This window comes from Streptomyces sp. NPDC014801 (assembly GCF_043082085.1).
Taxonomy (GTDB): Bacteria; Actinomycetota; Actinomycetes; order Streptomycetales; family Streptomycetaceae; genus Streptomyces.
Window position 1 is genome coordinate 144,847 of sequence record NZ_JBIBXG010000002.1, and the last position, 14,094, is coordinate 158,940.

The 14,094-nt window shown below is 73.2% G+C and carries 12 protein-coding genes and 1 pseudogene; 2 read left to right on the forward strand and 11 right to left on the reverse strand.

The annotated features are described in order from the left end of the window. The first annotated feature begins 173 nt into the window (after positions 1–173). Both rho and ACF1AL_RS04165 read left to right on the forward strand, forming a co-directional pair. Positions 174–1,319, forward strand: coding sequence for a transcription termination factor Rho (gene rho / locus ACF1AL_RS04160; protein ID WP_391779971.1), 1,146 nt, complete (start codon positions 174–176; stop codon positions 1,317–1,319). A gap of 126 nt (positions 1,320–1,445) precedes the next feature. Then, a pseudogene (locus tag ACF1AL_RS04165) lies at positions 1,446–2,282 on the forward strand (D-alanyl-D-alanine carboxypeptidase family protein); the annotation flags it as partial. Positions 2,283–2,362: 80 nt separating this feature from the next. On the opposite strand, the gene ACF1AL_RS04170 reads toward ACF1AL_RS04165, so the two are convergent. From ACF1AL_RS04170 to crcB (ACF1AL_RS04220), 11 genes are all read right to left on the reverse strand, one after another. Next, positions 2,363–3,889 (reverse strand): glycosyltransferase 87 family protein, encoded by a 1,527-nt coding sequence (locus tag ACF1AL_RS04170; RefSeq protein ID WP_391779970.1) that lies wholly within the window; start codon positions 3,887–3,889, stop codon positions 2,363–2,365. Continuing rightward, positions 3,886–5,388, reverse strand: coding sequence for a polyprenol phosphomannose-dependent alpha 1,6 mannosyltransferase MptB (gene mptB, locus ACF1AL_RS04175; protein WP_391779969.1), 1,503 nt, complete (start codon positions 5,386–5,388; stop codon positions 3,886–3,888). Before mptB ends, ACF1AL_RS04170 begins: the two co-directional genes overlap by 4 nt. A gap of 188 nt (positions 5,389–5,576) precedes the next feature. Next, on the reverse strand, positions 5,577–6,509 hold the full coding sequence (locus tag ACF1AL_RS04180; RefSeq protein WP_366839688.1) for a glutaminase: 933 nt from the start codon (positions 6,507–6,509) through the stop codon (positions 5,577–5,579). A 160-nt stretch (positions 6,510–6,669) separates the two neighbouring features. Beyond that, complete coding sequence (aspA, locus tag ACF1AL_RS04185) at positions 6,670–8,079, reverse strand: aspartate ammonia-lyase (protein ID WP_391705965.1); 1,410 nt, start codon at positions 8,077–8,079, stop codon at positions 6,670–6,672. Positions 8,080–8,591: 512 nt separating this feature from the next. Then, complete coding sequence (locus tag ACF1AL_RS04190) at positions 8,592–9,599, reverse strand: asparaginase (protein ID WP_366839897.1); 1,008 nt, start codon at positions 9,597–9,599, stop codon at positions 8,592–8,594. Positions 9,600–9,643: 44 nt separating this feature from the next. After that, positions 9,644–11,071 (reverse strand): amino acid permease, encoded by a 1,428-nt coding sequence (locus ACF1AL_RS04195; RefSeq protein WP_366839898.1) that lies wholly within the window; start codon positions 11,069–11,071, stop codon positions 9,644–9,646. Beyond that, a complete protein-coding gene (locus tag ACF1AL_RS04200; protein ID WP_366839988.1) occupies positions 11,068–11,745 on the reverse strand; it encodes a FadR/GntR family transcriptional regulator in 678 nt (225 codons plus the stop codon). Before ACF1AL_RS04200 ends, ACF1AL_RS04195 begins: the two co-directional genes overlap by 4 nt. 162 nt (positions 11,746–11,907) lie before the next feature. Further along, positions 11,908–12,744, reverse strand: a complete 837-nt coding sequence (locus tag ACF1AL_RS04205) for an undecaprenyl-diphosphate phosphatase (RefSeq protein WP_366839899.1) — start codon at positions 12,742–12,744, stop codon at positions 11,908–11,910. Between the two features lie 76 nt (positions 12,745–12,820). Then, a complete protein-coding gene (gene crcB / locus ACF1AL_RS04210) occupies positions 12,821–13,195 on the reverse strand; it encodes a fluoride efflux transporter CrcB (protein ID WP_366839900.1) in 375 nt (124 codons plus the stop codon). Continuing rightward, complete coding sequence (locus ACF1AL_RS04215) at positions 13,192–13,572, reverse strand: DUF190 domain-containing protein (protein WP_386419496.1); 381 nt, start codon at positions 13,570–13,572, stop codon at positions 13,192–13,194. Before ACF1AL_RS04215 ends, crcB (ACF1AL_RS04210) begins: the two co-directional genes overlap by 4 nt. Continuing rightward, positions 13,569–14,030 (reverse strand): fluoride efflux transporter CrcB, encoded by a 462-nt coding sequence (gene crcB, locus ACF1AL_RS04220; protein WP_391697026.1) that lies wholly within the window; start codon positions 14,028–14,030, stop codon positions 13,569–13,571. Before crcB (ACF1AL_RS04220) ends, ACF1AL_RS04215 begins: the two co-directional genes overlap by 4 nt. Positions 14,031–14,094: the final 64 nt, after the last annotated feature.

Genomic DNA, 14,094 nt, shown 5'->3' on the forward strand with positions numbered 1-14,094 from the left:
CGCGTCTTCTGTTCTCTCGCTCTTGTGTTCCACGCCTCCCGTCGGCGGCTTCTTCCCGCCGAGGCGTGACCTTCCCGCCGCCCTCGGTGCGCGCTCTCGTCGCACCCCTCTTCTCGCGGCCTCTCCCCTTCCTCGCACGTTCCCGCAGGCGTCCACGAAAGGACCGACCTCCCATGACCACCACACTCGAACGCCCGGTGGCGCAACAGCCGCCCTCCGACCAGCTCCTGACCGGTGTCCTGGACATCGACGGCAGTGGGAAAGGGCACCTGCGCGCCGCCCACGGGCTGCTGCCCTCCCCCGCCGACCCGCCGGTCCCGGCCGCGCTGATCCGCCGTCACCAGCTGCGCAAGGGCGACCTCGTCGAGGGCGTGCGCGGCGACCGCGCGGGCCTCACCGGGATCCGGCACGTCAACGGCCGTACGCCCGAGGAGGCGCGTGGCCGGCGCCGGTTCGGCGACCTGACCCCGCTGCATCCGCGCGAACGGCTGTCCCTCGAACACCCCGCGTCCGCGGCGGCCGGGCGGATCCTCGACCTGTTCGCGCCCGTCGGCAAGGGCCAGCGCGGGCTGATCGTCGCCCCGCCCAAGACCGGCAAGACCGTGCTGCTGCAGCAGATCGCGGCCGCGATCGCCGGCAACCACCCCGAGTGCCGCCTGATGGTGCTGCTGCTCGACGAGCGGCCCGAGGAAGTCACCGACATGCGCCGTTCGGTGCGCGGCGAGGTGTACGCCTCGACCTTCGACCGGTCGCCCGCCCAGCACATCGCGCTCGCCGAGCTGGTGATCGAGCGGGCCAAACGGCGGGTGGAGGACGGCGAGGACGTCGTCCTCCTGCTCGACTCGCTGACCCGGCTGTGCCGGGCGCACAACCACGCCGCCTCCGCGGGCGGCCGCACCCTCAGCGGCGGTGTGGACGCGGCCGCGCTGCAGGGCCCCAAGCGGTTCTTCGGCGCCGCACGGTCGGCCGAGGAGGGCGGCTCGCTCACGATCCTGGCCACCGCCCTCGTCGAGACCGGCTCCCGCGCCGACGACCTGTTCTTCGAGGAGCTCAAGAGCACCGGCAACATGGAGCTGCGGCTGGACCGGGAACCGGCCTCCCGCCGCCTCTTCCCGGCCGTCGATCTGGCCGCCTCGGGCACCCGGCGCGAGGAACTCCTGCTGCCGGCGGCCGAGCTGACGGCCGTTCGGGGACTGCGCCGGGCCCTGGCGGCACAGAACGGGCCGGCCGCCCTGGACACGCTGCTCCAGCGGCTGCGCGAGACACCCGGCAACGCGGCGTTCCTGCGCCGCGTCCAGCCGACCCTGCCGCGGGGCTGAGCGGCGAGCGCCCTGGGCGGCGACGGGGGGGCGCCGCACCCGTGGGCATGCGGCATCCGAGTGCACGCGTGACCCGTTCGGCCCGGACAGCGGGGGGAATGCCCCGAGCATTCCTAGGTTGATCGTATGACCATCGGATTTCCTTCCCGGGTCGCGCTGTCGACCTGTGCGCTCACGGTGGCGGGCGTCCTCGCCCTCTCCCCCACCGCGGCGGTCGCCGCGGGCGGGGCGGAGCCCACGCCCGGCGGACAGCGGGCGCTCCAGCCGCAGCCGTCCCTGCTCTACGGATCCGGCACCCAGGTACGGCTGCGCGGCGGCGCCCCGCGACTGCCGGAGGTCTCCGCGCTGTCGTGGGTCGTGGCCGACGCCGGCACGGGCGAGGTGCTCGCCGCACACGAGGCGCACCGCAAACTGCCGCCGGCCAGCACCCTGAAGGCGCTGTTCGCGCTGACGGTGCTGCCCGCCCTGCCCGCAGGCCTGGAACACCGGGTCAGCGAGGAGGAGCTCGCCGGCATCGGCCCGGGCAGCAGCAGGGTCGGCGTCGCCGAGGACCACACGTACACCGTCGCGGACCTGTGGCGCGGCGTCTTCCTCAACTCCGGGAACGACGCCGTGCACGTGCTGGCCTCGCTCAACGGGGGCTGGGCCGCCACCGCCGCCCAGATGCAGGCCAAGGCGCGTACCCTCGGCGCCCTCGACACGCACGTGCTCTCCCCCGACGGCTACGACACGCCCGGCCAGGTCTCCTCCGCGTACGACCTCGCCGTGTTCGGGCGGGAAGGGCTGCGCAACCCCGACTTCGCCGCCTACTGCGGCACCGCCGAGGCGAGCTTCCCGGGCGGCGGCGGGTGGTCGTACGGCATCCGCAACACCAACCGGCTGCTCACCGGCGCCGACGGGGTGGCGGCCTACCCGGGGCTGATCGGCATCAAGAACGGCTACACCAGCGAGGCCGGCAACACCCTGGTCGCCGCCGCACGGCGGGGCACCCGCACGCTCGTCGTGACGGTGATGAACCCGCAGACGGGCGGCGGACTCGCCGTCTATGAGGAGGCGCGTGCGCTGCTCGACTGGGGGTTCGACGCCGCCGGGCGGGTCGACCCCGTCGGCTCGCTGGACGCGCTGCGCGCCACCCCGCCGCCGCACGGGCCGCACGCCTCCCCCGTCGCCGCCGCCGTGGCGCCGCCCGCGCAGGACTCCGACGCCGCATGGGGGCGTACGGCGACCATCGCCTCGGCGTCCGTGGCCGGCGCCGGCGCGGTCGCCCTGGCGTTGCGGCTCAAGAAGCGCTCCCCGGTACGGGGGTGACGCACCGGCAGCCGCAGCAGCAGCCCCAGAGTGATCCACGTATAGGCGTTGGATCCGGCGAACGCCGCCACCCCGGAGGCGTCGTGGGCCCACAGCCACACCACGCTGGTGCACAGCACGGCGTACAGGCCGCCCGCCACGCGCGCGTGCCCGGCACGCAGCAGGAGGGCGAAGGAGGGCAGCAGCCACACCAGGTGATGCACCCAGGTGACCGGGCTGACCAGACAGGCGGCGAGCCCGGTCAGCGCGAACGCGGCCTGCCAGTCGCCCACGGCGGCCGCCCGGCGCGCCCGCCACGCCCACACCGCCAGCACGACGAGGACCGCGGCGGCCCACAGCGCGTGGTCCGGCGCGCCGAGCCGGGCGAGCACGCCCTGGAGGGACTGATTGGAGACATAGTCGAGACGGCCCACACGGGTCGTGTCCCACATCGCCTCGGTCCAGTAGAACCGCGACGGGCCCGGGGCCACGACCGCCGCCAGGGCCGTCGCGCCGAGGGCGACCGCCGTCGCCACCGCCGCTGCCCTCCAGCGCCGGGCGAGCAGCAGCAGAACGATGAACAGCGCCGGCGTGAGCTTGATCGCCGCGGCCAGTCCGATGCCGGCCCCGGCGATCCGGGCCCGGCCCCGGCCCGACGCGAGCAGGCAGGCGTCGGTGAGAACGAGGGCCAGCAGGACCAGGTTCACCTGGCCGAAGCTCACGGTGTCGCGCAGCGGTTCGAACAGGGCGAGCCCGCACAGGATCAGTCCCCAGCCGTACCAGCCGGGCCGCCGCCACGCCCGGCCCGCCAGCACCCGCAGCACCACCGCCAGCGCCACCGCGTCCAGCAGCAGCGTCCCGGCGACGGCGGCGGTGCGGCCCAGCAGGGCCAGGGGCAGCAGGGCGACGGCCGCGAACGGCGGATAGGTGAAGCCGTACGCCGTGCCCGGCACCCGGTAGTCGTAGACCTGCCCGTCGTGGTGGACCCAGGTGTGCACGGTGCCGTAGTAGACCCGCAGGTCGAACCAGTCGCGCAGCAGCGGCACCGTGGCCGTGAACACGGTCACGGCGGCGGCCAGCACGAGGAGGAGCAGCAGCCGGCCGCGGTCGGTGGCCGGGGCGCGGGGCAGCAGACGGCGGGCGAGGGCGGCGTGCGGGGCGGCCGGGAGCCGGGCGCCGGTGCGGTCGCTGTCCGGGGCGGCCGGGAGCGGGTCGCGGGTGCGGTCGGTGGGCGAGGCCGCCGGCAGCGGGGCGCGGGCGGGGTCGGTGGGCGGCGTGCTCATGCGGTGCGCTCCAGTGCCGGGGCACGCACCACCTGGTGGGCCTGGAACAGGACGACCAGGGCCAGCGCCCCGCCGGAGACCGCCAGGACCAGCTGACCGGTGTCGGCCGGTCCCCCGCCGGGCAGGACGGCGAGCGCGAGCACCGCCGCGACGGCCGCCATCCGGTGCCGGACCGGGGCGCTGGGCGCGGCGGCCGCGATGAGGAAGAGGCCCCACAGGGCGTACCAGGGGCGGATCGCCGGCCCGAACGCGGCCACCACCGCCAGGCTCAGGCCCAGGGCGTACACCGGCCGGGGCCGCAGCCGCCACCATATGGCGGCGACGGCGGCGGCGGTGACGGCGAGTCCGAGCGCGTGCCAGGCGGGGACCGCGAGTGGGGCGAGGTCGCTGCCGAGCCGGTCCAGCAGCGCGCCGGTGGCCCGGCCCAGCAGGCTCGTCGGGGCCCAGTTGTGCGCGGAGACCGGGGTGTCCAGGGCGCCGATCCATCCGTAACCGGTACCCGCGACGGCGGTCGCCGCGGCCGTGGTGGCGGCGGCCGCGGCCAGTGTCGACAGGGCCGACGGGAGCGGGCGGCGGCCCGCGCGCACCTGGAGCACCACCACCGCGGCGAGGCCGAGCAGCGCGGGCGCCTTCACCAGCGCGGCGAGCGTGACCAGGGCGGCGCCGAGGACGGGGCGGCGGTTCACGGCCGCCACCAGGCCGAGGCCGAGCAGGCCGAGCATCAGCGCGTCGTTGTGGGCGCCGGCCACCAGGTGCAGCAGGACGAGCGGGTTGAGCGCGCCCAGCCAGAGCGCGGCCGCCGGGTCGGCACCGCTCGCGCGGGCCAGACGGGGCAGCACGGCCGCCATCAGGGCGACACCGAGCAGCGCGAGCAGCCGCATGCCGAGCAGTCCGGCGGGCAGTTCACCCCGGGTCAGGCCGGACAGCGCCGACGCCGCCGCCAGGAAGACCGGGCCGTAGGGCGCGCCGGTGTGCCGCCACAGCGGGGCCACCTCGTCGGCGAGCGGGCCGCCGAGCAGCGCCGGGCCGTGGGCGTACACGTCGAGGTGGGCGTCGACCATGGCGCCCTGCGCGAGGTAGCTGTAGACGTCGCGGCTGAACAGGGGCGGCGCGAGCAGCAGCGGGGCCGCCCAGACGGCGAGCACCAGCAGCAGTGCCCGCGGCGACGGCGGGCGCGGGCCGCGCACCAGACGCCCGAGCAGCACCCAGGCGGCGATCAGCAGGACGACACCGAAGTACACGCCGACCAGCCCGAGCGCGGCCCGTGCCGAGGCCGGGGCCGGCAGGTCCGGCATCGGCAGGGCACCCGCCGACTCCCCGCCCAGGGCGAGGACGCAGGTACCGGCCAGGCCGAGCACCTGGCAGCGACGCAGATCGACGGAGAAAGCCATGGCCAGCACCGGGCCAGCCTGCCGAGGCCGGGTGGCCGGAAGACGACGGTCAGGCCTCGGGGCGGGGGCTTGGGAGTGGACGACGTGTGAGCGCCCTCGCGGGAGCACCTGGTCGGCGTGGGCGCGTCTCGGACGCCTGGACGGCGTGGGCGCGGCTTAGGCGTCTGGTCGGCCTGGGCGCGTCTCGGACGCCGGGTCGGCGTGTGTGCGTCTTGGGCGCCCGGTCGGCGCGTGCGGGTCTTGGGCGCCCGGTCGGCGCGGGCGCGTCTTGGACGCCCGGTCGGCGCGGGCGCGCCTCAGAACACCGACAGGCCTGTCAGCGTGGTGAAGCGGTCCAGTGCCGCCACGCCCGCGACCGAGTTGCCGCGTTCGTCCAGGCCCGGGCTCCACACGCACAGCGTGCAACGGCCCGGTACGACGGCGATGATGCCGCCGCCGACGCCGCTCTTGCCGGGCAGGCCCACGCGGTAGGCGAAGTCGCCGGCCGCGTCGTACGTGCCGCAGGTCAGCATGATGGCGTTGACCTGCTTGGCCTGGCTGCGGGTGAGCAGACGCGAGCCGTCCGCGCGGATGCCGTGCCGGGCCAGGAACCCCGTCGCCAGCGCCAGGTCGGCGCAGGACGCGCTGATCGAGCACTGGCGGAAGTACTGGTCGAGGAGCTCGGGCACCGGGTTGTCAATGTTCCCGTAGGACGCCATGAAGTGCGCGAGGGCCGCGTTGCGGTCGCCGTGCGCCGACTCCGAGGCCGCGACCTCCTCGTCGAAGGCCATTTCCGGGTTGCCGCTCTCGGTCCGCAGGAAGTCCAGCAGCTCGCCCGCCGCGTCGCCGGTGCGAGTGTGGAGGCGGTCGGTCACGACGAGGGCGCCCGCGTTGATGAACGGGTTGCGCGGGATGCCGTCCTCGTACTCCAGCTGCACCAGGGAGTTGAACGGGTTGCCGGACGGCTCGCGGCCCACGTGCTCCCACAGTTCGTCGCCCTCGCGGGCGAGGTCCAGCGCGAGGGTGAAGACCTTGGTGATGGACTGCGTGGAGAACGGCTCACGCCAGTCCCCCACGCCGTACACCGTGCCGTCCGGCTCCGCCACGGCCATGCCGAAGCGGCGCGGGTCGCGGGCCGCGAGCGCCGGGATGTAGTCGGCGGGACGGCCGCGGCCGGGCGTGCGCTCGATCTCCTCGGCGATCTGCTCCAGGACCTGGGCGAAGGTCTTCGACGATGACATGATCACCATTCTGCCTGCGGGTGGGGTGGGGGGCTGGGGGGCTCAGGGGGCTGGCGGGTCTCGGGGTGGCGGGTCTGGGGGGGGGCTGGTCTGGGCGGTGGCGGGCCGGTCTGGGGGGTGGCGCAGGGCGCTGCGGTGCGGTGCGTTGCCTTGCCTCCGGGGTCGCTTCTCAGGCCACCGGGGCCGCGCTGCCCGCCACCACCTCCGGGCGGAGCAGGGCGGCCAGGCGGTCCGCCGGCAGCAGGCCCTTCTCCAGGACCAGTTCGGCCACGCCGCGTCCGGTGACCAGCGCCTCCTTGGCGATGTCCGTCGCCGCCGTGTACCCGATGTGCGGGTTGAGGGCCGTGACCAGGCCGATGGAGTTCTCCACCGTCGCGCGCAGGCGCTCGGTGTTGGCCGTGATGCCGGCGACACAGCGGTCGGCGAGCGTGACGCAGGCGCGCTCGAGGTGCGTGATCGACTCCGAGAGCGAGTGCAGGATGATCGGCTCGAACGCGTTCAGCTGGAGCTGGCCGGCCTCCGCGGCCATCGTGATGGCGACGTCGTTGCCGATCACCTCGAAGGCGACCTGGTTCACGACCTCGGGGATCACCGGGTTGACCTTGCCGGGCATGATCGACGAACCGGCCTGCACCGGGGGGAGGTTGATCTCGCCGAGGCCGGCGCGCGGGCCGGAGGAGAGCAGGCGGAGGTCGTTGCAGCTCTTGGAGAGCTTGACGGCGATGCGCTTCAGTACGCCGGACATCTGGACGAAGGCGCCGCAGTCCTGCGTGGCCTCGACCAGGTTGGCGGCGGTGACGAGGGGCAGACCGGTGATGTCGGCGAGGTGGCGGCGGACGGCCTCGGCGTAGCCGGCGGGGGCGTTGAGACCGGTGCCGATGGCCGTGGCGCCGAGGTTGATCTCATGGATCAGCTCGACGGCCTCGGCGAGACGGCTGCGGTCCTCCTCGATCATCACCGCGTACGCCGAGAACTCCTGACCGAGCGTCATCGGGACCGCGTCCTGCAGCTGCGTACGGCCCATCTTGAGGACGTCGCGGAACTCGACGGCCTTGCGGGCGAAGGCGTCCTGCAGGACGGACATCGCCTTGAGCAGGCCGCGCACGGCGAAGACCGTCGCGATCTTGACGGCGGTCGGGTAGACGTCGTTGGTGGACTGGCCGAGGTTGACGTCCTCGTTGGGGTGCAGGTGGGTGTACTCGCCCTTGGCGTGGCCGAGCAGCTCCAGGGCGCGGTTGGCGACGACCTCGTTGGCGTTCATGTTGGTGGAGGTGCCGGCGCCGCCCTGGATGACGTCCACGACGAACTGGTCGTGCAGCCGGCCGGCGCGGATCTCCTGGCAGGCGGCGACGATCGCGGCGGCCTTGGCGGGGGCGAGGAGACCGAGCTCCTCGTTGGCCTTCGCGGCGGCCTCCTTGACGGCGGCGAGAGCGTCGACGAGGTGGGGGTAGGCGGAGATGGGGGTGCCGGTGATGGGGAAGTTCTCGGTGGCGCGGAGGGTGTGGACGCCCCAGTAGGCGTCGGCGGGGATGTCGCGATCACCGAGAAGGTCGTGCTCGCGGCGGGTGGGGGTGGTCATGGGGGCCTTCCTGTTGTCCGGATGTGGTGAGTGCGGGGTGTCGTTCGTGTACGGGTCGTACGAAGGGGTGCGGTTTCGTCGCCGGGTGCGGGTCCGTCGTGGCTGGTCGCGCAGTTCCCCGCGCCCCTGAATGCCTGCGGCGGCCCGCGCGGGTCCGGTGGGGGCTGGTGTAGCGCGTCCGGTGGGTGGGTGAGTCGGGGCCGTGGTGGGGGGTGTCCGTCCTCGGTACGGCCCTACGTCTCTCAAGAAGCTGACGAAAGGCAATGCCGTCCGCTGCGGGCGGACACCCCCCACCACGTCCCCTTCTCGCCGTCGGCGGCTGTCCGCCGCCGTAGCTGCGGGCAGTCGTGCCGCTAGGGGCGGCACGGGTGGGCGCAGCGGCACCCCGCACCGCCGGGCAGCGCACCCCACGGCGGTCACCGATGGCGCCGGGCACAGCGCCGCAGGGCACCGTGCCCCACGGCGTTGGCCGCACCGCCGGGCGCAGCGCGCCGCCGGGCACAGCGCACGCGTTACGCCGGGGCGACGGGGTCCAGTGCTCGGACCGGGGTGATCTGGCCGACCGGTTCGCCGCCGCCCAGCAGGGCCTCGCCCGCGAAGGCCGTGAGGAGCGACGGGTCCACCCCCGCCCGCGCCAGCGCCGCCGCCGCGACCGGGACGCGCGCCCGGTTCGCCCCGTCGGCGATCTTGACCGCGATCGCCCGGCCGTCAGGCAGCGCCGCGACCTGGACGCCCTCGAAGCCGTCCTTGGCGAGCAGCCCCGGCACGGCCCGCATCAGCGCGGCCACGTCACGCCCCGCGCCGGAGGCCATCTCCGCGTGATCGCGCATCGCGTCGGCCACGCGGGCCTCGGGCGTCCCGGGCGCCGCCGTCGTGATGCGGGCGGCGGCGCGGGCGAGGCCGTGCAGCGAGAGGGAGAACAGCGGGGCGCCGCAGCCGTCGACGGACACCCGGGCGATCTTCTGCCCCGTGAGGTCCTCGACGATCTCGGCGATCGCCTTCTGCAGCGGGTGCCCGGGGTCGAGGTAGTCCTCCAGCGACCAGCCGTTGAGCTTGCAGGTGTAGAGCATCGCCGCGTGCTTGCCGGAGCAGTTCTGGGCGAGACGGCTCGGGCCGCGGTCCGCGCGGATCCAGGCGTCGCGCAGCGCCGGGTCGTACGGGAGGTCGGGGACGTTGCGCAGGTCGTCCTCGGTGAGGCCGGCCAGGTCCAGGATGCGGCGGGTGCCCTCCAGGTGGACCTCGTCGCCGGAGTGGCTGGCCGCCGCGAGGGAGAGCAGGTCGCCCTCCAGCGGCAGGCCGGCGCGGACCATGGCCACCGCCTGCAGCGGCTTGACCGCCGAGCGGGGGTAGAAGGCGGCCTCGATGTCGCCGAGCTGGAAGTCGACGGTGCCGTCGGCGCCGAGGACGACGACGGAGCCGTAGTGGATGCCCTCGATCACTCCACCGCGGATGAGGTGGGCGACCGGGGCGTGGAGGGGTTCGCGGATCTGGGGTGCGTCCGCGAGGGAACTGCTGTACATCTCTTCCTGGTTCGGTGGTGAGGAGCGGTGGCCGGCCGCGAGGGTCACGCGCCGGCCCGGTTCGTGCGGCCGCGGACGGCGTACCAGCCCGCGACGAGGGCGCCGGCGATCAGCGGCAGGCACAGCACGGTGGTGCGTCCGGCGCCGCCGTCGGCGTACATCAGGACCAGGACGGAGGCGAGGAACGCCAGCGTCACGAGTTCGGTCCAGGGGGAGCCCGGGAGGCGGTAGCCGGGCCGGGTCAGGTCGCCGCGCTGCGTCTTCTGCCAGAAGCGCAGGTGACAGATCATGATCATGCCCCAGGTGGCGAGGATGCCGATGGCCGCGAAGTTCAGCACGATCTCGAAGGCGTCCTTGGGGACGACGAAGTTCAGGCCCACGCCGAGGACGCAGATGCCGCTGGTGAGCAGGATGCCGCCGTAGGGGACCTGGGTGCGGCTCATCCGCGCGGTGAACTTCGGGGCGGAGCCGCTGACCGCCATGGAGCGCAGGATGCGGCCCGTGGAGTACAGGCCCGAGTTGAGGGACGACATCGCGGCGGTGAGCACGACGAGGTTCATCACGCCGCCGGCCGCGGGGACGCCGATGTTCGACAGGACGGTGACGAAGGGGCTCTCGCCGGCGGTGTACTTGTTCCAGGGCAGGAGCATGGAGAGCAGGACGACCGAGCCCACGTAGAACAGGCCGACGCGCCACATGATCGAGTTGATCGCCTTCGGCATGATCTTCTCGGGGTTCTCGGTCTCGCCCGCGGCGACGCCGACCAGCTCGACGGAGGCGTAGGCGAAGACGACGCCCTGGATGATCAGCAGCATCGGCAGCAGACCGTTGGGGAAGACGCCGCCGTGGTCGGTGATCAGGGACGGTCCGGGGGTCGCCCCGTCGACCGGATGGCGGGTCACCAGGAGGAAGATGGCGATGCACATGAACGTGACCAGCGCGGCCACCTTGATGATCGCGAACCAGAACTCCAGCTCACCGAAGAACTTGACGGAGATCAGGTTGACGGTCAGCACGATCGCCAGGGCTGTCAAGGCGATCACCCATTGGGGGATGTCGGAGAACATGCCCCAGTAGTGGGTGTACGTGGCCACCGCCGTGATGTCGGCGATGCCCGTGGTCGCCCAGTTGAGGAAGTACATCCAGCCCGCGGTGTACGCGCCCTTCTCGCCCAGGAACTCGCGGGCGTAGGAGACGAACGCGCCGGAGGACGGGCGGTGCAGGACGAGTTCGCCGAGGGCGCGCACGACGAGGAAGGCGAAGATCCCGCAGACCGCGTAGGCGATGAACAGGGAGGGGCCGGCGTCGGCCAGGCGGCCGCCCGCGCCGAGGAACAGGCCGGTGCCTATGGCTCCGCCGATGGCGATCATGTTGACGTGCCGGGACTTCAGTGACTTGCTGTAGCCGGCGTCTCCGGCGTCGATGTGACGGGTCGAGGGGCGCGTCTCGTCTTTGAGGTGCTGTTCGCTCACGCCTCGGGTCCGCCTTCCGTGGGTTGGGCCGTGCGCGTGGCGCGCACGATGTCGGTGAGGGTGGTCTCGACGCGGTCGAGGTGGTGGGCCATCGCTTCCACCGCGTCGTGCTCGGAACCGTCGATCAGCGCCTCGACGATCGCCCGGTGCTCGCGGTTGGACTGCTCGCGCCGGCCGCCCAGCTCGTTGAGGAACGCCGACTGACGCGCCAGCGCGTCGCGGATCTCCTCGATGACCCGGCGGAAGACCGGGTTCTGGGCGGCCTCCGCCACGGCGAGGTGGAAGAGGGTGTCCATCGCGACCCACGCGGTGGTGTCCGTCTCCCGCTCCATGCGGTCCAGCAGATGGGCCAGGTGGTCCAGGTTCTCCGGGGTGCGGCGCGCGGCCGCGTACCCGGCGACCGGGATCTCGATGTGCCGGCGCACCTCCAGCAGGTCGCTGGCCGCGTAGTCGCCGAAGGTGGGGTCCTCGACGGCGCTGGCGACGACGAAGGTGCCCTTGCCGGTCCGGGAGACGGTCAGGCCCATGGTCTGCAGGGCGCGCAGCGCCTCGCGCAGGACGGGCCGGGAGACCTCCAGGGTGCGGCACAGCTCCGCTTCGCTGGGGAGCTTGTCGCCGATGGCGTACTCGCCGCGCTCGATGGCGGCGCGCAGGTGGCCGAGTACGGCCTCCATGGCGCTGATGCGCCGGGGAGGCTGTCCGGCTGTCCGGCTGTCTGACAGGTTCACGGGAGTGATACTCCGGGTGACGGAAGGGCGCTGTCAAGGGCGGCGAAAGAAAAGATTCAGGGGGCGGGACGCCTGAAAATCGGCATCCCGCCCCCTGAGACGTGGCGCTCAGCTGTCGAGGACGCCCGTGGTGAGCAGACCCAGCAGCAGGACGCCGACGACGATCCGGTAGATCACGAAGGCGTTGAAGGAGTGCTTGGCGACGAACTTCAGCAGCCAGGCGATGGAGGCGTAGGCCACCACGAAGGACACGATCGTGCCGACCGCCAGCGGGGCCGCGCCGACGCCCGTGCCCAGGGCGTCCTTCAGCTCGTACAGGCCGGCGCCCGTCAGGGCGGGGATGCCCAGGAAGAACGACAGCCGGGTGGCCGCCACCCGGTCCAGGTCGAGCATGAGGGCGGTGGACATGGTGGCGCCGGAGCGGGAGAAGCCGGGGAAGAGCAGCGCGAGAATCTGGGAGCTGCCGACCAGCATCGCGTCCTTGAAGGACGTGTCGTCCTCGCCGCGCTTGTGGCGGCCCATCTGGTCGGCCGCCCACATCACACCGCTGCCGACGATCAGCGACCCGGCGACCACCCACAGGGAGGCGAGCGGGCCCTCGATGAGCGGCTTGGCGGCCAGGCCCACGACGACGATGGGGACGGTCGCGGCGATCACCCACCAGGCGAACTTGTAGTCGTGGTGGTACCGCTCCTCCTTGTTGACCAGACCGCGGCCCCAGGCGGAGACGATCCGCACGATGTCCTTGAAGAAGTACACCAGCACGGCGGCGATGGCGCCGACCTGGATGACAGCGGAGAACCCGACGACGGCGTCGTCGTCGACGGGGATTCCCATCAGCCCCTCGGTGATCTTGAGATGTCCGGTGGAGGAGACGGGGAGGAACTCGGTCACTCCCTCGACGGCTCCGAGGACGACGGCCTGGCCGACGCTGATGACGCTCATGGGTTCCCGTTCTTGGAGGGGGAAGGGGGTACAGGGGGGCGGGACAGTCTTACTACACGCGCGCTAAGCCTCGCGCCTACGACCACACGCCCCGGCCGAGCGCGACCCCCGCGAAGGCCGCGCCCAGACCCGCGGCCACACTTCCCACCACGTTGCACACCGCGTACATGCGGGCACCGGTCTCGGTCAGCCGCAGCGTCTCGTACGAGAAGGTCGAGTACGTCGTCAGCGCCCCGCACAGGCCCGTGCCCAGCAGCAGCCTCAGCCGGGAGTCCCCGGCGCCCGCGACCGCCGCCCCGGTCAGCAGGCCGAGGATCACACAGCCCACGACGTTGACGACGAAAGTGCCCCACGGGAAGACCGAGTCGTGCCGGGACTGCACCGCACGGTCGGTGAGATAGCGCAGGGGTGCGCCCACCATGCCCCCGCACACGACGAGCAGCCAGTTCACAACGACTTCTTACCCTTCCTGTCCGATTCGCCGGATTCGGCGTCGCGTCCGACGTACCGGATGACCTCGCAGTCGTCGAGGATCACCAGCCCCTCGCCGACCAGCTCGTCCAGCTGCGGCAGGAAGGCGCGGACCCGCTCCTCCGTGTCGACGATCACGATCGCCACCGGCAGGTCCTCGCTCAGCGACAGCAGGCGCGAGGTGTGGATGAGGGAGGAGGCGCCGAAGCCCTCGATACCGCGGAAGACGCTGGCGCCGGCGAGGCCGGCCGCGTGGGCGCGGTGCACGATCTCGGCGTACAGCGGCTTGTGGTGCCAGGTGTCCATCTCGCCGATGAACACGGTCAGCCGCAGGGCTCGCCCGGTCAGCCTGGTCATCGCTGCCTCCGGCTCAGGACGCGGCGGGTGGCCGTGGCGGCGAGCCACACCGCGAGGAGCGCCGCGAGCGGGGTCACGCCGAGGTGGATCAGCGCGGTGCGCGCGTGGTGGCCGTCGAACAGCTGCTGCGTGTCGACGGCGTAGGTGGAGAAGGTGGTGAAGCCGCCGAGCACACCGGTGCCGAAGAACGGCCGCACCAGCTTGTGCGCGGCCAGGGCCTCGGTGATGAGCACCATGAACACGCCCATCACCAGGCATCCGGTGATGTTGATCCACAGTGTCGTCCACGGGAATCCGGCGTCCCGCGTCGGCCACTCCAGGCCGGCGGCGTAGCGGGCCGCGGCGCCGCAGCCGCCGCCGAGCGCGACCACCGCGACGACGGGCAGCTGACCGCGCCACGTGGACCGGCGGCGCGGCGCGGCCGGGACACGGAGGCTCTGGGTTTCCGGGGCTGTCATGTCGTACGTCTCCTGCTCACCGTGAAGGCGATCACGGCCGGGACCAGCCTAGCGCCGGGCCCGG

What these genes read in the sequence shown, in the direction of transcription:
- rho (WP_391779971.1), top strand. Translation starts at nt 174, where the DNA reads ATGACCACCACACTCGAACGCCCGGTGGCGCAACAGCCGCCCTCCGAC.
- ACF1AL_RS04170 (WP_391779970.1), bottom strand. Translation starts at nt 3,889, where the DNA reads ATGAGCACGCCGCCCACCGACCCCGCCCGCGCCCCGCTGCCGGCGGCC.
- ACF1AL_RS04180 (WP_366839688.1), bottom strand. Translation starts at nt 6,509, where the DNA reads ATGGTGATCATGTCATCGTCGAAGACCTTCGCCCAGGTCCTGGAGCAG.
- aspA (WP_391705965.1), bottom strand. Translation starts at nt 8,079, where the DNA reads ATGACCACCCCCACCCGCCGCGAGCACGACCTTCTCGGTGATCGCGAC.
- ACF1AL_RS04190 (WP_366839897.1), bottom strand. Translation starts at nt 9,599, where the DNA reads ATGTACAGCAGTTCCCTCGCGGACGCACCCCAGATCCGCGAACCCCTC.
- ACF1AL_RS04200 (WP_366839988.1), bottom strand. Translation starts at nt 11,745, where the DNA reads ATGGAGGCCGTACTCGGCCACCTGCGCGCCGCCATCGAGCGCGGCGAG.
- ACF1AL_RS04205 (WP_366839899.1), bottom strand. Translation starts at nt 12,744, where the DNA reads ATGAGCGTCATCAGCGTCGGCCAGGCCGTCGTCCTCGGAGCCGTCGAG.
- ACF1AL_RS04215 (WP_386419496.1), bottom strand. Translation starts at nt 13,572, where the DNA reads ATGACCAGGCTGACCGGGCGAGCCCTGCGGCTGACCGTGTTCATCGGC.
- crcB (WP_391697026.1), bottom strand. Translation starts at nt 14,030, where the DNA reads ATGACAGCCCCGGAAACCCAGAGCCTCCGTGTCCCGGCCGCGCCGCGC.